This is a genomic window from Collinsella phocaeensis (assembly GCF_900119895.1).
GTDB lineage: Bacteria > Actinomycetota > Coriobacteriia > Coriobacteriales > Coriobacteriaceae > Collinsella > Collinsella phocaeensis.
The window spans coordinates 418,359-440,190 of sequence record NZ_FQLR01000004.1; the positions used below are offsets into that span (position 1 = coordinate 418,359).

The window sequence follows — 21,832 nt, forward strand, 5'->3', positions numbered from 1 at the left end:
ACGATGCGGGCGCCCACCGTGCCAGGTGGACGCCCGCATCTGCGTTACGGTTCGTTCACGGGACCCCGGTCGCCGCGACGCATCGGCCCCGAGGCGACCGGGCGAGGCCGCCTTGCCCCGCTGCTCCGCCCCGCTGCTCCGCCCCGCGCGCCTAGCTCATCAGCTCGATGACGTTCCAGCCGGCATCGCTCGCCTCGATGGCCTCGCGCCCGCCGAATACGCAGGCGGGAGCCGCCTCGGCGATGCGCGCGACCTGCCCGCCCAGGGCGCGGAGCCCCTCGGGGGTGGCGGCGAGCATCTCGGCGCGGCGCCGCTCGCGGGCGTCGACGTCGACCTTGCCGAGGTACTCGGCGCACCGGCGCTTGGTGAGCCCGTAGGGCTTGACCGGCGCGTCCATGCTGGAGACGCAGCTCACGATGAAGCCCTCGAACGCCGCGGGGTCGGGCTCGAAGGACGAGAGCCAGGCGCCCGCCGCGGCGATGCGCGCGAGCGAGGGGTCGATGGCCGGGTCGCGGTACGTGTAGAAGCTCGCCTGGCGCGTGCCCGCCGAGCGGAACCCGCAGCCGTACGCCCCGCCCTTCACGCGGACCTCGTTCCACAGGTAGTCGTAGGACAGCGCGTTGGCCGCCACGCCCCAGGTGCCGTCGACCTCGATGCCCAGCGTACGCGGGTCGGTCGCCGCGCCCAGGTAGCACACGTCGCTGGGGATCACGAAGGCCTCGTGCCTGTCTTCCGGCATGGGCACGTAGAGCTCCTTGGCGCGCGCGGTGCGCGGCGAAAGGCCCAGGTCGCCGGCGGCTTCCCAGTAGCGCGCGTAATCCTCATCGGACCCGGTGAAGCTTGCGATCGTCCCCGTGGAGGTGAAGATCCGCGCAGACAGCTCGCGCAGCGTTGCGCACAGTTCCTCGGCGCGCTCGTCGAAGTGATCGAGCATCTCGCGCAGGAAGCGGTAGAAGTCGACGCCGGAGAGCTGCTGCACGAGCACCGAGGCGGGGGAGACGTAGGACATCGAGCGGGCGAGCGCGGCGCTGTGCCCGTTCATGAGGAAGCCCTGCTCCATGCCGATGCGCAGCTGGGTGAGCACGTCGCGCATGCGGTCGGTGTCCTCGAACACGGTCTCTGCCCACACCTCGCGCGGGATGCTCGCCAGCTCACCGATCTTTTCGGACAGGGCGCCTGCCGAGACCAGCAGGTAGGGGCGGGCGAGCTTCCAGTTGGGCTGGGTGAACACCTCGGTGGTGAACGAGAGGAAGCCGAGGTTCTTGGCGATATGGCTGTCCAGCTCGGCGGCGCTGCGGCGCTCCGTGGCCAGCTGCTGCATGAGGCGCGCGAGCACGGTGACGTAGGGCAGCTCGGAGAACGCGAGGTGGCTCAGGTCGAAGTAGGTGAGCGCGTAGGCGAGCCGGTGCGTGGGGATGTCGTGGCGCAGGCAGGGCACGGGCGCCGTGGCGTCCACGACGAGCGGCTGCTCGGGGCGCGCCGGCCCGATGTCGGAGACGCGCAGGCGCGGCAGCGTCGCCTTGGCATTGGGCGCGTCCTCGGCCTCCTGCTGGCGGCGGAGTTCCGCCACGTCGTCGACGACGCGCTGCAGGTCCGCCTCGCTCATGGACGCCATGGTCGCGGCGAGCTCCGCGGCCTCGCCGGCGTCCTCGTCGCCTGCCGACCCGTCCGCGCCCCCGCCGTCCACGGGCACGAGCTCCACGAGCGCGTTGTGGTCGCTGTCCAGGACGAGCTCGCGCAGCAGGTCCTCGAAGTACGTGCCCGCAAGTTCCCCGCGCAGCTCGCGGTAGGCGTCGGCGTAGCGGATACCGCGCGTGGCGGCCTCATCGCTGTCGTCGTAGAGCCAGGTGCCCAGGGCGTCGCAGGCGAGCGCCACGCCGTCGGGGTAGCCGTAGTCGCGCTGGCGCAGGTCGTACTCCTCGCTGGCGATGACGGCCTCGAGGCGGTCGCGGGGGATGCCCTCCTCCACGAGGCGGCGGCACGTGTCCTCCACCACGCGGCGGAACTTGGCGGCCACGTCCTCGTCGGCGTTCTGCAGGATGATGAGCTCGTAGGGCTGAAGCAGGTCGCCGGCGGTGTAGCTCGCCAGGTTCCCGCCGAGTCCCGCCTCGATGACCGCCTTCTTGATGGGCGCCTCGTTGGTGGCGAGCAGCGCGTCGAACAGGATGTCGGCGGCGATGAGGCGCTTGCGGTCGGATGCCTCGCCGATCACGTAGGCGAGGCCCACGAGCGCGTTCTCGGGGGTGGTCGCCATGCGGGTCACGGCGTGCTCGCACACCACGGGGCGCTGGAGCTCGAGCGGGTTGGGCACGCCGACCGTGCCGGCGTCGCCCGTTCCCGCGCCTCCGCGCGCCGCGGCCTTCGCCGCGCGGGCCGCCTCGCGCGCCGCGTCGCCCAGGTAGCTATCGTCCAGGAAGGCAAGCTCGCGCTCGACGGACATGTCGCCGTACAGCACGATGTAGCTGTTGGACAGGTTGTAGTGGCGTGCGTGCGTGTCGAGGAACCCCTCGTAGGTCAGGCGCGGTATCGCGCGCGGATGGCCGCCGGATTCGAAGGCGTAGGCGGTGTCGGGGAACAGCTCCCGCATGATGGCGTTGTCGAGGACGTCCATGGGGTCGGACAGCGCTCCCTTCATCTCGTTGAACACCACGCCGTTGTAGCGCAGGCGGCCGTCTGCGAGCGGCGCGTCCTCGGGCACGTCCAGCTCGTAGTGCCAGCCCTCCTGCTCGAAGATCGCGCGCTTGGTGTAGATGGCCGGATTGAGCACCGCGTCCATGTAGACGTCCATGAGGTTGAGCAGGTCCTGCTCGTTGGTGCTCGCCACGGGGTAGACCGTCTTGTCCGGGTAAGTCATGGCGTTGAGGAAGGTCTGCATGGAGCTCTTGATGAGGTCGACGAACGGCTCCTTGACCGGGAACTTCGCCGACCCGCACAGCACGGAGTGCTCCAGGATGTGGAAGACGCCGGTGTCGTCGGCGGGAGGGGTCTTGAAGCCGATGGCGAAGGCCTTGTTCTCGTCCTCGCAGGCGAGGTGGAGCAGGCGCGCCCCGGATGCGTCGTGATGCAGGACGTAGGCGTCCGCCTCGAGCTCGGGGATGGGGGAGACGTGCGTGACGGTGAAGCCGTGCAGGCGTGCCCCCTGGGGCAGCAGCTCGGCGGCGTGCGCGCGGGCGCTCTGCTGGGGGTCGGTCGCGGCGGCTTGGGTATCGGTATCGGGCATGTGCGCTCCTTGGGTTCGTCGTTGCGTGGGCAGAAGTATACCCATATGGAGCTGGGCCCTTTCGGGCGTCCCCGCCGCGCTCCCGTTCAGCCGGCCCGCCCCCGCATCCGCCCGACCTGCCTCGGCTCCCCGGCGGCGCACCCGCATCCCCGACCGGCTCCCGGCAGTGCGACCGCATCTGTCCCCGACCGGCCCCCGCTTGGTCGGCCCGGCCCTCGGCCCGGCACCCGCATCCGCCTGACCTGCCGGCTCCCCGGCCCGGCGCCCGCGCCTGCTCGACCGGCCCCGGCCCCCGGTCCGGCCCGCGCCTGCTCGACCGGCCCCGGCCCCCGGTTCCTCTGGCCCGGCGCTCGCGCCCGCTCAAATGAGCGCCTGTCTGCGAATCGAGGCGTCCCCGCTGCGTCTGCCGACTCGTTCGCACGCTCCACCTGTCTGCGGGGGCACCGCTGCCCGAGCGGTGTCGAGAATATGCATTCCGCAGGCACGGACCGTCGTTTTGCGGTAAGGTGAACAGGTTCAAGATGCAATCGATGCGCACGGATCGGCGCTCCTCCCGGGTGCCCCGCGGCGTGCGCGGTGGGGAGCCGGCGTGACGCAGGACAACATGGAGAAAGCGGGACGCGCTCCCGAGGTCCAGGTGCCCGAGGGGACGGATGCCGCATCGCGCGCCCAGCGCCGAGCCTGGCGCGACCGCCTCAACGACGACTCGTTCCGCCGCATGCTCATCGGCGTGCTCGTCACGCTCGTCGGCGGGTCGTTCTGGGGCTTCTCCGGCACCGCCGCGAGCATCCTGTTCGACGTCTACCACGTGGACACGCTGTGGCTCATGAGCACGCGCCAGATCCTCGCCGGCGCGCTCTTCCTCATCGTCATCCTGCTGTTCGACCGCAAGCGGTTCGTGAAGCTCTGGACCACTCCCGAGCATCGGCGCATCCAGATCGTCTTCACCTTCTGCGGGCTGTGCGCCAACCAGCTGTTCTACCTGCTCGCCGTGCGCCTCACCAACGCGGGCACGGCGACGGTGCTGCAGTGCCTCCAGCTCGTGTTCATCATGGGCTACACCTGCCTGCGCGATCACCGCTCCCCGCGCCGACGCGAGCTCGCCGGGCTCGTGCTCGCGTTCGCCGGCACCTTCTTGATCGCCACGGGCGGCGATATCACGCAGCTCGCCATCCCGCCGGCGGGCCTCGCTGTGGGCCTGCTCACCGCCGTGGGCGCGTCGCTCATCACCATCCTGCCCGTCAAGATCCTGCGCGAGTACGGCTCCACGGTCGTCACGGGATCGGGCATGGCGCTCTCGGGCATCGTGATGTCGCTGATCTTCCAGCCCTGGAGCCATGTGCCCGCGTTCGATGCGAACGGCTGGATCGTGCTGGCGGTGTTCGTGTTCATCGGGTCGTTTTTGGCGTACCTGCTGTACATGCACGGCGTCAAGGAGATCGGCAGCGTCCGCGCGAGCCTGATCGGCACCGTGGAACCGGTCTCGGCAACCGTGACGAGCGCGCTGCTTCTGGGTACGGCGTTCGCCGGCACCGACATCCTCGGCTTCGGGCTCATCATCGCGATGGTGTTCCTTACCGTGTAGGGGCCGTTCCACGCACGGGCGCGTTCGGCTCTCGCGGGCGCTGTTCTGCGACGGGCGCCTCCTCCGTCGTCGGCGCCCACCGGTGCTCCCTCGCGCTCGAGGGTTGCTGCCGTGCTGTTTTCGCGTCGTTTGTCGGCTCGACGCCCCTGATAGGCGATGCGCGCCGATCGGGACTCAGCCGTTGTTTCAAAAAGTGGGTCTATAAAATATGAAATCTCGTGAGAGTGGTACAAAACCGCGTCGAGTCGGTATTGTAGTGGGTCTGTAAAAGCATCGCAGCGATGGTGTAGAGGCCGTTTTGACTTCATTCAGTCTCATCCATGGGCTAAGTGGAAGCAAAATGCGGGGTTTTGGCTCATCAACAACATATAACCAACCCATCATGATACCGACTCGGCGCGGTTTCGTGCCATTCTCGTCGTTGTGTACTAAAATATAACCCCCTTTATGCTTGATGGAAGCCTTTGCGAGGGCTGCCGCATCCGTTCCAACGTTCAATCCAGCGTGCATTGCGCACGGCGGATCGAAGGCCGGAGTGCGTCAACGGAGGGGCGGCGTGCCGACATCGCCTTCCTTCTTTTGATTACCGCGAGGGTCGTGTTCAGGCGCTTTCTCAGGATGTTTCGGATTCGTGAGGCAGGTCATCGAATAGCGGCTGGTCATCGTCGATTCGGTCCGTAAGCTCGTCTTCGCTAAATGTTCCGTTGCCAGACGAGCCGGCGCGCTTGCCATAAGGAGAGCCCCCGTTTCTCTCCGATCCCTTTGGCATGAGGCGCGCACGAAGGACGTCTTGCCTATATAGGAAGTCGTCCTTCCTCCTGAGCCGGATGCCCATCGCTCGATGCAGATCGCGAAGCAGCTGGTCGAAAAGGTGACGCGATTTCAGATCCTCGTGCCATACGTTGAGGATCGTCATGCCCGAGCCGACGACCTTGTTCTGCCGCCGGTCGTCGCGTTCCGAGGCCTCGATCGAGTGGTATTCCTTCCCCTTGTATTCGAGCCCGACCTTGTGTTTTGGAAACGCAAGGTCGACGTATCGCGTGCCGTCCGCGGTCCGCACGGGGTGGTTGAGCCGCGCGGGCGCGATGCCCATCCCACCGTAGCGACGCGGTGCGCATAAGAGCATCGCGAGCGCGGATTCCATGGGAGAGTTGGAGTTGTCGAAGGCGAGTTCGAGCGCGCGCCGCGCGAGGCGGCATCCGCGGGTGCCGGGCATCTGATCAAGAAAGCTCCCGATGCGCGCTACGCTCGTAAGCGGCTTGTCGGTATTGGTCAGCCCGTCCCAGGAGGTATCGAGAACGTACGTGCCGCAGAGTTCGCAGGCGATAAGTCCCAGGCTCACCTCGTCGAGGTCATCGTTGGCGGCGAGCTGCAGAAACGTGAGTTCGGGACCGGTTATCAGCGTGCGGTCGGAAATGCGGATGAGGGCATTCGGGGGAAGGGCCGCGCTGCAGACGCGGAAGCGGACGTCGTCTCGATGGTGCGTAGATGCCTTGCTTCCGACCATCAGGCGGTAGGGGCGCGACTTCGCGCCGAGCAGGCGCAGCTCGTGGGCGAGGGAGTCGCGGTCCGGAAGGCGGGTGTCCTCGAGCTTTCCGGTCCGAGGGCGTTCGAGCAACTGGGGGAGGAGTCGGCCGCTTGTTCGGTAGATCTCGAGGGCCGTTGTGTTGCACAGGCACGTCATGCCGGAACGGTACGCCCGGAGAGCGGGCAGACGGCTCGCGGACCCGCTGAGCGATGGGAGATCGTCGGTGGGCTGCACGCGTGTGCGGAACGCACGAAATGCCTGTTAGAAGTATGTAAGAGGCGTGCAGGAAGCATGGTTGCCGCGACTTTCGCCGATGTCCGGTATGCGGTCCGCCTCGGCCCTCGCCGACGTCCGTGCACCGCCGACCAAGTTCGAATCGCAGCACAGCACCCGCCCCCTTCGCGCGGTCTCGCGTCGAGGGGGGCGGATGCGCATTGGGCGGGTGCGCAATGGGCGGATTGGCTTGCCCGCTTGATGCTCGAGAATCAGAGGACGAGCATCAGGACCGTGACGAACACGACGGTGATGGCGGTGAGTAGCGCCATGTAGCGCGCGGCGGTCTTGATGTAGGTCGCGTAGCTCACCTGCGCGAGCTCGAGACCGGCCATGATGGAGCCGCAGGTGGGGGTGATCATGGCGACGACGCCGTGCGTGGCGAGGTAGACGGCGATCATGGCCTCGGGGGCGAACCCGAGCGAGGCGGCGAGCGGCCCCATGATGGGCATGGAGACCGTCGCCATGCCGGTGCTCGAGGGAATCAGGAACGATAGCGCGAAATAGAGCGCGTAGGAGAGCGGTGCGAAGACGGTCGCGGAGACGCCGGCGAGCGCGTTGGCGGCGTTGGCGAGGATCCACACGTCCAGCCCGGTGGTGGACATGAGCACGGAGACGCCTCGGGCGACGGCGACGACCAGCGCGACGGAGACGAGGTCTGCGCATCCGTGCAGGATGGTGCCGACGAGCTCCTTCTCGTGCATGCCGGCGACCTTTCCGATCACGACGGTCATGGTGAAGAACCAGATGCCGCACTCGGTGAAGTACCACTCGCCGAGCGGCAGGCCGGTGAGCTGGGCGCTCCAGGCGGCCCCGGGGTTATCGGCCGTGCCGCCGATGTCGAAGAGCGTGACGCCGAAGGTCTGCCACGGGATGAACCCTACGATCATGACGGTGAACGTGAGGGCGAACAGCACGAGCACGCGCTTCTGGACCTTGGAAAGGCGTGGCGCGGCCCCCTCCGCGGAGTCGATGCCCTTGTCGCCGTAGATGCGCTCGGCGATCTGCCACTCCTCGGGGGTGAGGGCGGACGAGGCGCGGTCGGCGCGCACGCGCTTGGCGTAGCGCATGACGAAGATGACGCCCGTGGCCTCGGCGATGACGAACATGATCAGGCCGATGCCGATCATCAGGCCCTGGTCGTAGGCGATCCCGGCTGCCTTGAGCGCATCGAGCGCGAGGCCGGTGGAGAACGGGTTGACGGTCGATCCGAGTACACCCAGCCCGCAGCCCATGAGGACGACCATGCAGCCGACGAGCGGGTCCCAGCCCATGGCGAACGTCACCGAGGCGAGCAGTAGGTAGAATGGCACGGACTCCTCGAGCATGCCGTATGTCGAGCCGCAGACGCCGAAGGCGAGCATGAGCACGGGGACGAGCAGGAGGTCGTTGCCGCCGAGCTTACGCACGAGCACCGCGATGCCCGTGTCGAGCGCGCCGGTCTTCTGGACCACGCCCAGGAACCCGCCGAGCACGAGGATGAAGACGCACACCTGCATGGCGCTCTCGAAGCCGAGGAACGGCGATGCCATGAAGTCGGCGACTGTAGCAGCTCGGACATCCGTCGTGAACAAGGAGACTGCCCACGAAGCGACTGCCACTAACAGCAAGCAGCCGAAAAGAATGGTGAACGAGGATGGCATCTGGCGCTTCTTGCGCCCTTTGCCCGCGTCTGTGCTCGTTTGGGACATGAGGGGCTCCTTCGCTGCGGCGTCCGACTTTTAGCGAACCAGTTCCGCGCTGCTGTGTATGGCAGGCGGCAAGGCGCCCGACTCCATGTGGAGCCAGGCGCCAGGGTTACATCACGTTCACGACGGGAACGTCGTTGACCAGCTTGAACAGTTTGTCTTTCTCACCCTTCAGGAAGTGCCCGATGTTGTTGCACGGCATCACCATGAGGTCGCGCAGCGAAGAAGAGGAGTAGAACGCGGAGTGAGGCGTGATGATCACGTTGTTGCGGCCCACGAGCGGATGGTTTGCCAGATCGGGTGTTTCGTCGTAGAGGACGTCGGCACCGAAGGCGCGAATCTGGCCGGAATCGAGCGCTTCGATGAGGGCGGGCTCGTCGACGCAGAGGCCGCGACCGAGGTTGATGAGGATGGGTCTGCGCTCCATCTTGGCAAACTTCTCCGCATTGAAGAAGCCGTGGTTCGTTTCGTTGAGGTTCATATGGTTGACGATGATGTCGGCATTCTCGAGGATCTCATCGACCTCCGTCCGCTCAACGCCATGTTCGGCGAATAATTCCTGGTCGATGAAGGGATCGTTGGCGATTACGCGCTTTACCAGCCCCTTGGCCTTTCCGGCGGTGCACGTTCCGATCTTGCCAAAGCCAAAGATGCCCAGAGTCTGGTCCTCGAGGCGCGGCACTTCGGGGGCGGCGGCGTAATCCCAACGGTGTTCGTCCTCGATCTGCCCGATATAGAACTTGAAGTGCTTGTTGAGTGCGAACATGTAGGCAATGGCGCTCTCGGAGACGTCCCAGGTGCAGTACTCGCCGACGGGGCACACGCCCACGCCGCGCTTAGTCGCCTCATCCATGTCCACGTTATCGAAGCCCGTGGCGTTGATGGCGATCACCTTGAGGTTGGGTGCGTGCTCGAAGGCCTCCTTGTCTATCTGGACGAAGGCGGTGAGCAGGGCGTCGGCGTCGGAAAGATGCTCGTAGAACTCTTCGCGCGCGTCGTCGGAGTAGGCGTAGACCTCGACCTCGATGTCGTCACCCAGGTGAGACTTGAGGGTTTCGATCTCGAGGTCGTGTACGGGCATCATGCTGTCGGGGTAATCGCTGATGAGGATCTTCATGGCGGTTCCTTTCCCGGTCGTCTTGGCCGGTTGAAAACAGGGGCGCCGCGCGCCGGCGATCCAGCGGAGCGGCGCCCCAGAGGAGAGAGGCGGGAATGCGGGTGATTCCCGAGATTCGATGGAAGCGGCGAGACCCGCTCCCATCGAAACGCTCGGTTACGGACGCTCGATGGGCTGGGTCAGGCAGTGCGGGCCGCCACCGGCATGCAGGATCTGGTCGAGCGGCACGTCGATAACCTCGATGCCCAGGGCGCGCATCTTGTCGTTGATGTGCTTGTTCTTCTCGATAGCGATGACCTTGTTGTTGCCGATGCACTGGACGTTGCAGCCGTGCTTGTACATGTCCTCGCTGGCCACGGGGATGAGCTCGAAGTTGCGGCGCTTGAGCATCTGGAGGAAGTTGTACGGGAGCTGGTCGATGCACGCCAGGGCAACCTGCGGGGCGACGATGTTGAAGATCATGTCGAGGTGCAGGTTGTCGGGCGGGCAGGGGACGCCCACGACGGTGTAGCCGAACTTCTCGAGCTGATGGCGGAGGCTGGCGACGCCCTGCTCATCGGTGCGGTCGACCATGCCCCAGGCGAGCGTGTGCTCGTCGATCATCCAGAAGTCGCCGCCCTCCATGCAGCCGGCGTTGACGCGGGCCACGATGGGCACGCCCATCTCCTTGAGCTTGGCCTCGTAGGCCTGGGCCTCGATCTGGCGGACCGGGTGGCGGAAGTGGCCCATGACGGCGCCTTCCTTGATCATGCAGCCGTAGTCGCGGGCGAAGGTCATGACCTGGAACTCGGGGTTGGCCTCGACCTCGACGACCTCGATGCCGTTGTCCTTGTAGGCGTCGACGAGCATCTGCCATTCCTGGACCATGACGTTGTTCTGCTCGGTGTCGCCCTTCTTCATCCACTCGGCGGTGATGACGTTGATCGCGTTGAAGGTGTAGTACTTCGGCGAGCACATCATGACCTTCTTGAGCGGGTTGGTTGCGTTGGAGACGTAGACCTTCTCTTCAGACATGACAGTTCCTTTCGGTAGGTCCGTGTGGAGCGGACGGTTTTCGGAAACGCGTCGCGAGCGGGGTGGAGGCTTGCCCGCGACGCGCGGTTCCCAGAGGGGGGGCGGCGCCTAGAGCATCACGAGGACGCAGAGGAAGGCGCAGCAGGCGACGAACAGCAGGGCGACGACGGGGGCTATCTTCTTGACCCAGTCGCCGTAGCTCATGTGGGCCGCCGCCGTGCAGGTCATGACGACGATGGAGCACGGGGTGATCATCTTTGCGAGGCCGAGGGCCATGAGGTAGATGATGACCATGATGTAGACGTCGACGCCGGCGAAGGTGGACAGGGTGCCCATGATGCCCATGGTGGCGGCGGCGAGGCCGGTAGAGCTGGGGATCAGGCACGCGATGAGGAAGTAGCACACCAGCGCGACGATGACGAAGGCGAAGGGCGGGAGCGACGCGAGCGCGCCCTCGCATATGTTGAGGATGGACGGGGTGATCTGGCCGTTGTCCATGACGACCTGGATGCCGCGCGCCAGGGGCACGACGAAGGCGGTGGAGACGAGGCCCGAGGCGCCCTTGAGGATCGTGTCGATGATGGTGTCGGCGTCATAGCGCATGACCACACCGATGAGGATGACCATGATCAGGGTGATCATCGAGAGCTCGGGGAAGTACCAGTCGCCGAAGGCGGTGACGTCGGTGCCCAGGATGTTGCGGACGACCGGGGTAGCGGCGATCCAGGCGGTGAAGTCCTGGAAGAACGTCCACTCGGGATTGAGGGAGGTCCAGGGCGTGAGGCCTACGATCATGAAGCCGAAGGTGAGCACGAACAGTGCGAGGGCGCCCTTCTGACGGCCAGTGAGGGTGAGGTCTTCCTCCTCGGCGGCGGGGAACTCCTTGAGGTCCTGCTCGCGGCGGAAGAACTGGACGGATTTTTCGGGATGGGCTTTCACCTTGTCGGCGTAGCGACAGATGATGAAGATGACGAGCGCGGTGAAGATCACGAACATCGCGACGCGGGGGATCATGCCCTCACCGGGGGAGATGCCGGCGATGCCGGAGGCGATACCGGTCGAGAAGGGGTTGATGATCGAGGAGAGGCAGCCGATCTGGGTGCCGAGGACCACGATCATGATCGCGGTTACCGTGTCGAGGCCGAGGGCCAGGATGACGGGCACGAACATCAGGAAGTAGACGATGCCTTCCTCATAGGCTCCTTCGAGCGTGCCGAAGAACGCCATGATGATGACGAGGATCGCGATGAGCATGTGCATGTTGTTTTGGTTGGCGACCGTGATGCGCTTGATGGCGGTCTTGAGGGCGCACGTGCGGTCCATCATCTCGAGCAGGCTGCCGAACAGCATGATCGTGAGGGAGATTGAGATCGCGCCGGAAACGGTCCCGCCGCCGAGCATGCCGGTGATGGGCGCCATGAAGATGTCCCAGAGGCCCTGGGGGTTGCTCTCGACCACGTGGTACGTGCCGGCAATGGCGTCGCCGGACTCGGTGAGGTCATAGGCGCCGCCGGGTACGAACCAGGTGAGGAGGGCGATGAAGGCGATGACGGCGAACAGGATCACATACGTGTTCGGCATCTGGAACTTTTTCTTCGCCGGCTGTTCCTTGGTTGCTTCAGCCATGGTGATGTCCTCTCTTGAGGCAGGTGAAGGGGCGTGCCGCGGGAGGGTGCGCGCGGCACGCGCGAGCTTGTGGGGCCCGGTCGCTAGACGCGGGGGATGTAGAGGTTGCCCAGGGTCGCCGCCATGATCGCCTTGATGGTGTGCATGCGGTTCTCTGCCTCCTGGAAGCAACGGGAGTGCTCGCTGTAGATCACGTCGTCGGTGCACTCCATGGCCTCGATGCCGTGTTCATCGCGGATCTTGGCCGCGTACTCGGTCTCGGCGTTGTGGAACGCCGGCAGGCAGTGCAGGAAGATCCAGTCGGGGTTCTCGATGTGGGAGACGAGCTCGGCGTTGACCTGATAGGGGGACATGAGGCGCACGCGCTCGGCGAACTGGGATTCCTCGCCCATGGCCGCCCAGACGTTCGTGTAGACCGCATCGGCGCCGCGGACGGCGTCCACGGGATCGTTGGTGACGCGGATGGTCGCGCCGGATTCGGCGGCGAACTTCTGGGCGAGCTCCACGATCTCGGGGTCGGGCTCGAGTTCGGCGGGTGTGGCGTTGACGTAGTTCACGCCGAGGATGGCGGAGGTGATCATGAGGGAGTTCTGGACGTTGTTGCGCCCCTGTCCGCAGTAGGCGAGCGTAAGGCCCTCGAGCTTGCCGAAGTGCTCCTTCATGGTCATGAAGTCGGCGAGCATCTGGGTGGGGTGCTCGCGGTCGGTGAGCCCGTTCCACACGGGTACTCCGGAGTACTCAGCGAGCTGCTCGACGTGCTCCTGCTTGAAACCGCGGAACTCGATGCCGTCGAACATGGAGCCCAGGACCTTGGCGGTGTCGAGGACGGTCTCCTTCTTGCCGAGCTGGATGTCTCCCTTGCCCAAGTACTCGGGGTGGGCGCCCAGGTCGATGCAGGCGGTGGTGAAGGCGGCGCGGGTGCGGGTGGAGGTCTTCTCGAAGAGAAGTGCGATGTTCTTGCCCTCAAGGTAGCGATGCGGGATATTACGCTTCTTGAGGTCCTTGAGGTGCTCGGCGAAGCCGATGAGCCACATCAGCTCGTCCTTGGTGTAGTCCCTGGTGGAGAGAAGATGGCGACCCTGGAAAACCGAATCCGTCATGATTGCGACCCCTTTCGTCGGATCTCGCCCTTTCCCCGACGGACGCCGTATGGCCCCTCCAGACAGGTCAGGCTGTTCGTTTGCCCCCATGGGGCCGTGTTACCTGTTTTCGGGCATCAAGTGGTCGGTGCTCCGAAACCTTGAATTGAAGTCTAGGGGCGGCCGACCTGTATGTTTTTGGACAGAAATGAAAGCCTTGCAAAGCGGCTTTTGTATGAAATTACAAATGATATTTAGAGGAATTCACTTATTGAGCGACGTGGGGAGGGGGCGCACTGGTGTGGCCGTCGCGATCGGGGTCCGGTAGGCCGCGGCTCATTCGCGCCGGATGTCACCAAGCGGACGGGGCACACATTGCCCGGAGCCCGTTTGCGCAGCCGTGCCGGCGGGTTGCGAGCCATGTCATTCTAGGCGTGCCCGGCTATCGGCTCAGAAATGTCAGCGAGAGGAAGACGAGCAGCTCGCGGTCGCGGGCGCTCTCCATGTCGAGCAGCTCCCGTATGCGGCGCAGGCGGTAGCGCACGGTGTTGGGATGCTGGTGGAGTACCTCGGCCGTTTCGGAGACGTCGCCGCTGCACTGCGCGAAGACGCGGGCGGTCTTCACGAGCTCGGTGGAGTTCTCGGCATCGTACTCCTCGATGCGGCGGCGAAAGGCCCCCGTGGTCCGTTCGAACATGGGGTCGACCCGGGCCGCGTAGGAGAAGGCGTCCATGGCGAGGTCCGTCCATTCGAGTTTGGGCACGCCGCGCAGGTGCGCCTCGTTGAGCAGGATCGTCGCCTGCCGTATGGACACGTCCGCCTCGCCCAAGGGGACGAGGTCGCCGATCCCGCAGTGGTTGACCCCGATGCCGCGGATGGCCCGCCCGAAGTCGTGGTACAGGGCGTCCTGGGGGTCGTCGGTTGCGTAAGAGGCGAAGGCGAGCAGCGCGTCGTGGTAGCGGAATGCGCAGGCGTTCTGCACGTTCTCGTGGCGCTCGCGGAAGGAGTCGAGGAAGTCGTTGAGCGTGTCCTGGATAGCGTAGAGGGAGCAACGGTCATCCTTTTCGGCGGAGATGGCCACGCAGCGCATGGTGGAGCCTGTAAGGCCTGCGAGTTCATGGACCGTCTCGCGCACTTCGGCCTTGGTGCGGCCGTCGAGGAATGCGTCCACGGCATCGCTTTTGTCGGATGCGGCAAGATCGCGGCGCAAAAGATCCAGAGACTCGAAGGCGACGCGCTCGTGGTAGGCGCCGGAGTACAGGTACACCGGGACCCCCATGCGCTCGCTGGCGCGCGCGACCGCGTCGGTGAAGCAGGGGGAGTAGACGCGCTTGACCGCGATGGCAGCTACGCGCCGCTCGATCATGGCGATGAGCGACGCGTCGGAGAGCTCCGGGTCGCCGTAACAGAACCCCAGGTTGGTGAGGATGAACTCGCCGGGCATGTACACGTTGTAGCCGTTGATGGTGGGCGGGCAGTCCAAGATCCCCACGTTGTACACGCGATGTTCGCCGGCTCCCGGGACGGGGGCGAGTAGGTCGATCTGCTCGAAGGCCGGTAGGGCCAGGATGTCTGCAATGGTGATCAAGGTCGCCTCCGCTCATGCAATCGCACGCCTGCTATACTCTGCCGCGGGGGCGCAGGTGCCCGGCCGCTTGCGCGGTGGGCGCTGAACGCCTCCAAGAACAGATGATACGGCTCCGACCGGGTTTTCGGGAAGCGCAACAGGGGATATCGGGCGATGCGTTCCGCTTGCGGGCGCAGCTGCCTGCCAAAGGGGGACACCATGGGACGCAGGTATGCAATCGTCGGCGGCAAGCTCATCGACGGCACCGGGGCGGCGCCGGTCGACAACGCGCTCGTGCTGGTGGGGGAGGACGGCACGATCGAGTACACCGGCGCCATGCAGGACCTTCCGGAGGGCTACGAGGTCATCGACGCCGCCGGCAAGACCGTCATGCCCGGCCTCATCGACACCCACCTGCACTTTTCCGGCAACCTCACCGACGACGACACCGACTGGGTCATGCAGCCGCTGCTCGAGAAGCAGGCCGTCGCCGTCAAGCAGGCCTACGACTGCCTCACCCACGGCCTCACCACCGTCTGCGAGATCGGCCGCTTCGGTATCCAGATCCGCGACTGCATCGAGAAGGGTGTCTTCCGCGGCCCGCGCATCCTCGCCACCGGCCTGGGCTTCTGCCGCACCGCCGGCCATGGTGACTCCCACCGGTGCAGTCAGCTCGAGAACAAGGAGTCCCATCCCTGGGGCGACCAGGTCGACGGCCCGTGGGACTTGCGCCGCGCCGTGCGCCGGCGTCTGCGCGAGAACCCCGACGCCATCAAGATCTGGGCCACCGGCGGCGGCATCTGGCGCTGGGACTCCGGTCGCGACCAGCACTACTGCGCCGAGGAGATCCAGGCCGTCATCGACGAGGCCAAGATGGTGGGCATCCCCGTGTGGAGCCACTGCTACAACAACCACGCTGCTGCCTACGATTCCGTCCGCTTCGGCTGCGAGCAGCTGATCCACGGCTTCGACATCGACGAGCGCACCATGGATCTCATGGCCGAGCAGGGAACCTTCTTCACGCCCACGATCGCCTTTTTGCCCACCTGGTACGCCACCTATCCGCCGGTCTACGTGCCCGAGCTGCATGACAAGTACGAGGGCACCCTCGTCGAGAAGGAGCTCCAGCGCAACTACGACTGCCTGCGCGAGGCCAAGCGCCGCGGCGTCGTGATGACGATCGGCTCCGATTCCTTCTCCTTCGTCACCCCGTACGGCACCTGCACCATCGAGGAGATGTACGAGTTCGTGGGCAAGATCGGCTTCACCCCGGTCGAGACCGTCGCCTGCGCTACCCTCAACGGTGCCAAGATGGCGCATGTGGACAACGTGACCGGCTCGCTCGAGGCTGGCAAGTGCGCCGACCTGCTGGTGGTGAACGGCGACGTCGCTGCCGACATCCACACGCTGAACGTCGACAACATGGACGTCATCATGAAGGACGGCTGGATCGTGGAGGCCGGTACCTTCGGAGAGGCCAACCGCTATTCGGCATAGGGACTTCTGTGGCGGCCCCTCGTTCCCGGCGGCGGGGGCGAGGGGCCGGCGCTTCGTTCGCGGCGGCCGTGCGTCAAAATGAGAGTCGGATCCACAGTATTTCACGTTATCTCCTGGATGGCTCCGATGTGCCCGATTTGTGTTTGTTGGCAACAGGCCGCAACGTGAATATTTCGTGGGGGGGGGGCGGCTCAAAAGAAGCAATTGCAGCGTAGACGCGGTGGACACGTAGCGCCTTACCTGCGGAAACCAATTGCTTACAATCTTTACCGCCCTTGCCTTCGAGCGGATGCAAAGCACAGTGTTACACTGTTTTGACACGCCATGGCGTGTCCGTCCGTGTATCAAAACGATATCCCGGGCGGTAGAAATATCCGATGGACGGGCAATCGTCGCCGAGCGCGCGTTGGTTATTCCTTCGGAGGATGAATAGGCAGGCGAATTCGCCCCTGCGGGGTGGATGGTCGATGGTGCCGGTTGAAGTCGTTCGCGGCAGCGGGGCACGCGCAAGCGTGCGGTGCGGCGGCGTCCGACGGTCACCAGGAGACGGCCGAGCGAAGAGGCGTCGTGGCGAAGCTGTGCCGCGATGCCCGCTTGCCCGTTGACCCTTCGATACGAACTACCAAGGCACAAGCGCTCTGCAGCGAGAACCCGCACGACCGACCGGGGCCGCATGCAGGCAGGCGAGACCACAGGACAGCTGAGCATGTACGTGCTGCACGTGCCCGGCGGACGCGAGCGAACCGCGCGCGACCTGATCGTCAAGCTGCTGGGAGAGCTCGTGGAGGAGTGCTTCGTCCCCGTGGGCGAGGTGATGCGCCGCGAGGGTGGCGCGTGGGTCCGCACCGAGCAGCTGCTGTTCCCGGGCTACGTGTTCGTGACCACGGGAGCCATCGACCGCCTGGCGCGCAGGCTGCGCGAGCTGCCGTTCTACGCGCGCGTGATCGGCGGGGACGCCGAGCGGTTCGTGCCGCTCACGGTGGAGGAGGTCGCCTGGCTGACGGCCCTCACCAACGTGGAGACGCACGTGGTGGAGATGTCGCGCGGCGTGATCGAGGGTGATCGTGTGGTGGTGTGGAGCGGTCCGCTCCGCGGGCACGAGGGTGACATCCGCAAGATCGACCGCCACAAGCGCGTGGCGTACCTGGATATGGAGATGTTCGGCCGCACCAAGACCATCAAGGTGGGCCTGGAGATCGTAAGCAAGAAGTAGGGATCGAGCGTCGGGGGATAGACGTTGGAGAACGTACTCGAGAACAACGAAATAGGGGATGGTCCGGTGAGCGGGGAGGCCGTTGCGGCCAGTGCCGTCGCTGTGCCTGTCGAGCCCGCCGCGGTGCCCGCGAGCGACGCGCCGGTCTCCGGCACGCGCGAGAAGGTGGCAGAGGGCGGGGCGCGCCGGGCGCGCCTGGGCTCCATGCGCGAGCTCGCGGAGTGGGACCGCGGCCGCATAGGCTACCGCTTCGTGAAGAGGGCCTTCGACATAGCGTTCTCCGCGTGCGTGATCGCCGTGGCGATCGTGCCGTCCGCCGTGCTCTGCGCGGCCATCGCCATCGAGAGCCCGGGATGCCCGCTGTACCGCCAGAGACGCGTGGGGCGCATCGGCGCGGACGGCAGGCCGCGCGAGTTCACCATGTGGAAGTTCCGCAGCATGGTGAAGGGCGCCGACAGGATGAAGGACGCCCTGCTGGCCGAGAACGAGGTCGAGGGGCCCATGTTCAAGATGAAAGACGACCCGCGCGTCACGCGCATCGGCCGCTTCATCCGCAGGCACTCCATCGACGAGTTCCCGCAGTTCCTGAACGTCCTCGTCGGCGACATGTCCGTGGTGGGCCCGCGCCCGCCGCTGCCGCGCGAGGTCGCGCAGTACGACGAGTGGGCCATGCAGCGCCTGGCCGTGAAGCCGGGCCTCACCGGCCCCTGGCAGGTGGGCGGCCGCTCGGACGTGGACTTCGACGACATGGTGCGGCTGGACCTGGGCTACATCGCGCGCCGGTCGGTCGCCATGGACCTCAAGATCATCCTCCAGACGATCGCGGTCGTCTTCACCGGAAAGGGGGCGGCGTAGGATGGCTGAACCTATTCGAGTTGCCCACGTGATGGGAAAGATGGTCGGCGGCGGCGTCGAGCAGGTGGTCATGAACTACTATCGCCACATTGACAGGTCGAAGGTACAGTTCGATTTCCTGGTCGATGCCGACTCGACGCTTGTTCCGACGGAAGAGATCGAGTCGTTTGGCGGGCGTGTTTTCGTTGTGCCGCCGTACCAGAACGTTCTTGAATATCAACAGGCGTTGAAGTTTCTTTTTCGAGTTCAGGGCTGGGAGATTGTTCATAGCCACATTAATGCGCTCAGCGTATTTCCCCTTCATGCCGCCAAGAAGGCGGGAGTACCGGTCCGCATCGCCCACAGCCATTCCACGAGTGGTAAGGGCGAGTATGCCAAGAACGCGCTGAAGGCGGTGCTGAGGACCCAGTCGAACCGCTATCCCACGCAACGGTTCGCGTGTAGCGAATTAGCGGGTAAGTGGCTTTTCGGCGTGGGAGCCGACTTCGAGGTTATCCACAATGCGGTTGACCTAAGCCGCTTCATCTTTGACGTGAGCACACGAGCCGAGGCGCGGGCTGAGCTGGGCCTCGTCGGCGACCAGTTTGCCATTGGTCATGTTGGCAGATTCACGGCTCAGAAGAACCATCGTTTTCTCATCGAGGTGTTCTCGGAAGTGGTAAAGCGTCGTCCTGACGCTGTGCTTCTTCTCGTGGGCACCGGCGAAGCCGAGGCTCTCGCGGAGAGCTGGGCTGCCGAACGCATGGTTGCGGACAAGGTGAGGTTCCTCGGTCAGCGGGCGGATGTCGAGAAGCTATACCAGGCTTTCGATGCGTTCGCGCTGCCCAGCCTCTACGAGGGCCTGGGCCTCGTCGGCGTCGAGGCACAGGTAGCGGGTTTGCCGTGTTTCCTATCGGACGCCATTACCCGTGAGGTTGATGTCACTGGCACCAGCCGTTTCCTGCCCATAGACGACCCTAGGGTGTGGGCGGATGTCATCTGCGGAACCGGGCAAAGAACGAACGAAGAGCGTGCATCCTTCCGGGCTTCCGCGTTTGCCGATTATGACATTAAGAGCCAGGGCGAACGACTTACCAAAAGGTACCTAGAGCTTTCTAAAGGGGTGAAAGGGCAATGAGCCGAAGAGTCAAGAACGTTATCGTCGTTGATGATACTGCTGACAACCTCGGCGGTACTGCGCAGATTGCCTATGTGACTGCTGCTGTTCTGCGTGATCGTGGCTACAATGTCGTTTATTATGCCGGTTGCGGGCCTATTCATGAGCGCCTTGCGGGCTTTCGCGTAGTCGTTGCACATGAGAGGCCTTTTCTTGATGCCCCAAATAAGGTGAATGCGGCTTTGGAGGGCATTCACAGCTCCAAATCATATGAAAAGCTTCGTGGTCTTCTCGCAGAGTTTGATTCCATGGATACCGTGGTTCATATCCACTCTTGGACCCATGCACTGTCGTCTTCCATCTTTGATGCGATTGCGGACGAGGGCTTCAAGTCAGTTGTTACGCTACACGATTACTTTCTGATGTGTCCCAATGGAGGATTTTACGATTACCAAAAGAACGAGATATGTCACCTTGAGCCGTGTTCGCGTGCTTGCGTACTTAGAAACTGTGACAAGCGTAGCTATGCGCAAAAACTGTATAGGCTATGGCGCATTGCAAGGCAGACCAAATCCATCGGACGCGCTAAGCCGACGCTGTGCTACCTTTCCGATTTCACCTACGACATTTTGCGGGGAAATCCGTTTGACGATGGCAAGCCTGTCTACTTGCCCAATCCTATCGCGGTAGAAGATGGTGTTTGCCTTGGGAATCCACGCAAGAAGACTGGTTACCTTTTTGTGGGGCGTCTTGATAAAGAAAAGAATCCCGAGCTTTTTTGCAGGGCGCTCGCAAGGCTTGGGTTGCGGGGGACGATTTGCGGCGATGGCCCAGAGCTGGAGCGCCTGAAATCCGAATACCCAAACTTGGAGTTTAAGGGATGGTGCGACAAGAGAGAGCTTTCTGAACAGTTCTTTGCCAGTAGGGCACTGGTCATGACCTCGTCCTGTTACGAGGCGTCGCCTTTGGTGTGCCTTGAGGCGATGTTCGCATCGGGGATCCCCTCGGTTGTTCCGGATACATGCGGGGCAACTGCCTATATCAAAAACCGTGAAAACGGATTGTGGTTCAGGAGCGGAGACGTCGATTCGCTATGCGAGTCCTTGTCTCAAATTGAAGATCAAGTCTTCTATGAGCGCATGTGCCGAAACATAGCCGCCGATATCGACGCACTGCGTAGCGACCGTAGCTATGCGACGTATGCCAGTCGCATCATCAGTTTATATGAGGAACAAAATGTATAGAAAAGTAGTCTATATCGTTAAGTCAGACTTGGCGTACTATCCTCCGTGCCTATCTCAGATTCAGATGATTAGTGACTTGGGAATTGACATCGAGGTCTGGTATGGGTCGAGTAAACAGACCGCCATAGACATCATGTCCGAAAAGGGCATCCCGTTCATCGAGCTTGTTGACCTTCGCGGAAAGTATTCTGGAAAATTGGATGTTGTCTCCAATTGGCTGGCATTTCGATCCGCGGTAGTCAAAAGGCTTCACCAGCTGGATAAGGAATCGACGTTGCTCTGGTTTGGCACTGCTGAATCGGTCATGCCTCTTGAGGGCGCTCTCTCGGGCTTTCATTATGTTGTTTCTGCTCTCGAGCTTTATGACGACCTGCCTATGAAAAAGGCGCTGCTTGGCCCGTTGTGCAGAAGGGCCGTCGCTTGCACGGCGTGCGAAACAGCAAGGGCATATATCATGAAAAGCTGGTGGGACCTCGAGTCCCTGCCATATGTCTTCCCAAACAAGCCATACGGTATGGCACTCCGTCGTGAACTTCCCCTGTCTTGTGACGTCACGAGAAGGATCATTGATGAGCTTGGCGGGAGCGATTTCGTTATCTATCAGGGTATTCTTCAAAACGAAGAATCGGTGGCTGAGATTGCGAGAGCGCTTAAGTTGCTCGGCGGTCATTATCCACTTGTGCTCATGGGGATCGACCGAAATGGGATGGCCCCGCGCATCAAGAAGGTTTACGAGGGCACCCGCTATTATGAGAGCATTCCCGCGCCTAAGCATTTGGAGATAACCAGCAGGGCTAGATTTGGCGTTGTATTTTATGATGGTGCCAACCTCAATAAGGCATTTTGTGCGCCAAACAAGATATATGAATATTCATCCTTCGGCATGCCTATGCTTGCGAACGATATCCCCGGATTGACGAACACTGTGGGGGCATGGGGATGTGCAGAATGCGTGAAGATGGAGTCCAACTCTATCGCCGATGCCCTTACAAAAATGGATGCAGATTACGACGCATATGCGAAAGCGGCAACCGCATTTTTTGAGCATACCGATAATCTTTCCACAATGAGGCACATGCTTGCAGACTTGGGGGTCATGCGGCATGGGCATTAGTGGGAGCGTCAAACCATCGGCTGGCTGCACCACTATGGCTGGGCGTATGGATGGTGGACCTCTCTATTCATCCAATGAGTTCCTGATCAATCCTGCTTGGCCTGAAGGGTCGCTAC

At 63.6% G+C, this 21,832-nt stretch carries 15 protein-coding genes; 7 read left to right on the forward strand and 8 right to left on the reverse strand.

The genetic code is table 11. The features are described from left to right. Nucleotides 1–151: 151 nt before the first annotated feature. Nucleotides 152–3,220 (reverse strand): insulinase family protein, encoded by a 3,069-nt coding sequence (locus BQ7355_RS03945; RefSeq protein WP_072415024.1) that lies wholly within the window; start codon nt 3,218–3,220, stop codon nt 152–154. A gap of 589 nt (nt 3,221–3,809) precedes the next feature. Here BQ7355_RS03945 and BQ7355_RS03950 point away from each other — a divergent pair. Continuing rightward, complete coding sequence (locus tag BQ7355_RS03950) at nt 3,810–4,805, forward strand: DMT family transporter (protein ID WP_338027644.1); 996 nt, start codon at nt 3,810–3,812, stop codon at nt 4,803–4,805. 613 nt (nt 4,806–5,418) lie between these two features. Here the strand turns inward: BQ7355_RS03950 and BQ7355_RS03955 are convergent. From BQ7355_RS03955 to BQ7355_RS03985, 7 genes are all read right to left on the reverse strand, one after another. Beyond that, nucleotides 5,419–6,423: a hypothetical protein gene (locus tag BQ7355_RS03955; RefSeq protein WP_072415025.1), complete on the reverse strand. Its 1,005-nt coding sequence runs from the start codon at nt 6,421–6,423 to the stop codon at nt 5,419–5,421. Between the two features lie 395 nt (nt 6,424–6,818). Next, nucleotides 6,819–8,297: a YfcC family protein gene (locus tag BQ7355_RS03960; RefSeq protein WP_072415026.1), complete on the reverse strand. Its 1,479-nt coding sequence runs from the start codon at nt 8,295–8,297 to the stop codon at nt 6,819–6,821. 106 nt (nt 8,298–8,403) lie between these two features. Further along, nucleotides 8,404–9,411 (reverse strand): NAD(P)-dependent oxidoreductase, encoded by a 1,008-nt coding sequence (locus tag BQ7355_RS03965; protein ID WP_072415027.1) that lies wholly within the window; start codon nt 9,409–9,411, stop codon nt 8,404–8,406. 156 nt (nt 9,412–9,567) lie between these two features. After that, nucleotides 9,568–10,425, reverse strand: a complete 858-nt coding sequence (locus BQ7355_RS03970; RefSeq protein ID WP_072415028.1) for a dimethylarginine dimethylaminohydrolase family protein — start codon at nt 10,423–10,425, stop codon at nt 9,568–9,570. A gap of 108 nt (nt 10,426–10,533) precedes the next feature. Then, complete coding sequence (locus BQ7355_RS03975; RefSeq protein WP_072415029.1) at nt 10,534–12,051, reverse strand: YfcC family protein; 1,518 nt, start codon at nt 12,049–12,051, stop codon at nt 10,534–10,536. A gap of 83 nt (nt 12,052–12,134) precedes the next feature. After that, the gene (argF, locus tag BQ7355_RS03980) at nt 12,135–13,151 is read right to left on the reverse strand and encodes an ornithine carbamoyltransferase (RefSeq protein ID WP_072415030.1); all 1,017 of its coding nucleotides are present in this window, start codon (nt 13,149–13,151) and stop codon (nt 12,135–12,137) included. A 421-nt stretch (nt 13,152–13,572) separates the two neighbouring features. Next, a complete protein-coding gene (locus tag BQ7355_RS03985; protein WP_072415031.1) occupies nt 13,573–14,718 on the reverse strand; it encodes a helix-turn-helix domain-containing protein in 1,146 nt (381 codons plus the stop codon). 198 nt (nt 14,719–14,916) lie between these two features. On the opposite strand from BQ7355_RS03985, the gene BQ7355_RS03990 reads away from it, so the two are divergent. The 6 genes from BQ7355_RS03990 to BQ7355_RS04015 all read left to right on the forward strand — a co-directional run bounded on the left by BQ7355_RS03990 (nt 14,917) and on the right by BQ7355_RS04015 (nt 21,716). After that, on the forward strand, nt 14,917–16,194 hold the full coding sequence (locus BQ7355_RS03990) for a metal-dependent hydrolase family protein (RefSeq protein ID WP_072415032.1): 1,278 nt from the start codon (nt 14,917–14,919) through the stop codon (nt 16,192–16,194). Between the two features lie 673 nt (nt 16,195–16,867). Beyond that, nucleotides 16,868–17,407: an antiterminator LoaP gene (gene loaP / locus BQ7355_RS03995; protein ID WP_159430437.1), complete on the forward strand. Its 540-nt coding sequence runs from the start codon at nt 16,868–16,870 to the stop codon at nt 17,405–17,407. 24 nt (nt 17,408–17,431) lie between these two features. Next, the gene (locus BQ7355_RS04000; RefSeq protein WP_240307312.1) at nt 17,432–18,262 is read left to right on the forward strand and encodes a sugar transferase; all 831 of its coding nucleotides are present in this window, start codon (nt 17,432–17,434) and stop codon (nt 18,260–18,262) included. A 1-nt stretch (nt 18,263) separates the two neighbouring features. Further along, nucleotides 18,264–19,379: a glycosyltransferase family 1 protein gene (locus BQ7355_RS04005; protein WP_072415034.1), complete on the forward strand. Its 1,116-nt coding sequence runs from the start codon at nt 18,264–18,266 to the stop codon at nt 19,377–19,379. Further along, the gene (locus tag BQ7355_RS08960) at nt 19,376–20,602 is read left to right on the forward strand and encodes a glycosyltransferase family 4 protein (RefSeq protein ID WP_083581540.1); all 1,227 of its coding nucleotides are present in this window, start codon (nt 19,376–19,378) and stop codon (nt 20,600–20,602) included. Before BQ7355_RS04005 ends, BQ7355_RS08960 begins: the two co-directional genes overlap by 4 nt. Continuing rightward, nucleotides 20,595–21,716, forward strand: a complete 1,122-nt coding sequence (locus BQ7355_RS04015) for a glycosyltransferase family protein (protein WP_072415036.1) — start codon at nt 20,595–20,597, stop codon at nt 21,714–21,716. The genes BQ7355_RS08960 and BQ7355_RS04015 overlap by 8 nt, the downstream gene beginning before the upstream one ends. Nucleotides 21,717–21,832 lie beyond the last annotated feature (116 nt).

What these genes read in the sequence shown, in the direction of transcription:
- BQ7355_RS03945 (WP_072415024.1), bottom strand. Translation starts at nt 3,220, where the DNA reads ATGCCCGATACCGATACCCAAGCCGCCGCGACCGACCCCCAGCAGAGC.
- BQ7355_RS03960 (WP_072415026.1), bottom strand. Translation starts at nt 8,297, where the DNA reads ATGTCCCAAACGAGCACAGACGCGGGCAAAGGGCGCAAGAAGCGCCAG.
- BQ7355_RS03965 (WP_072415027.1), bottom strand. Translation starts at nt 9,411, where the DNA reads ATGAAGATCCTCATCAGCGATTACCCCGACAGCATGATGCCCGTACAC.
- BQ7355_RS03970 (WP_072415028.1), bottom strand. Translation starts at nt 10,425, where the DNA reads ATGTCTGAAGAGAAGGTCTACGTCTCCAACGCAACCAACCCGCTCAAG.
- BQ7355_RS03975 (WP_072415029.1), bottom strand. Translation starts at nt 12,051, where the DNA reads ATGGCTGAAGCAACCAAGGAACAGCCGGCGAAGAAAAAGTTCCAGATG.
- argF (WP_072415030.1), bottom strand. Translation starts at nt 13,151, where the DNA reads ATGACGGATTCGGTTTTCCAGGGTCGCCATCTTCTCTCCACCAGGGAC.
- BQ7355_RS03990 (WP_072415032.1), top strand. Translation starts at nt 14,917, where the DNA reads ATGGGACGCAGGTATGCAATCGTCGGCGGCAAGCTCATCGACGGCACC.
- loaP (WP_159430437.1), top strand. Translation starts at nt 16,868, where the DNA reads ATGCAGGCAGGCGAGACCACAGGACAGCTGAGCATGTACGTGCTGCAC.
- BQ7355_RS04005 (WP_072415034.1), top strand. Translation starts at nt 18,264, where the DNA reads ATGGCTGAACCTATTCGAGTTGCCCACGTGATGGGAAAGATGGTCGGC.
- BQ7355_RS08960 (WP_083581540.1), top strand. Translation starts at nt 19,376, where the DNA reads ATGAGCCGAAGAGTCAAGAACGTTATCGTCGTTGATGATACTGCTGAC.
- BQ7355_RS04015 (WP_072415036.1), top strand. Translation starts at nt 20,595, where the DNA reads ATGTATAGAAAAGTAGTCTATATCGTTAAGTCAGACTTGGCGTACTAT.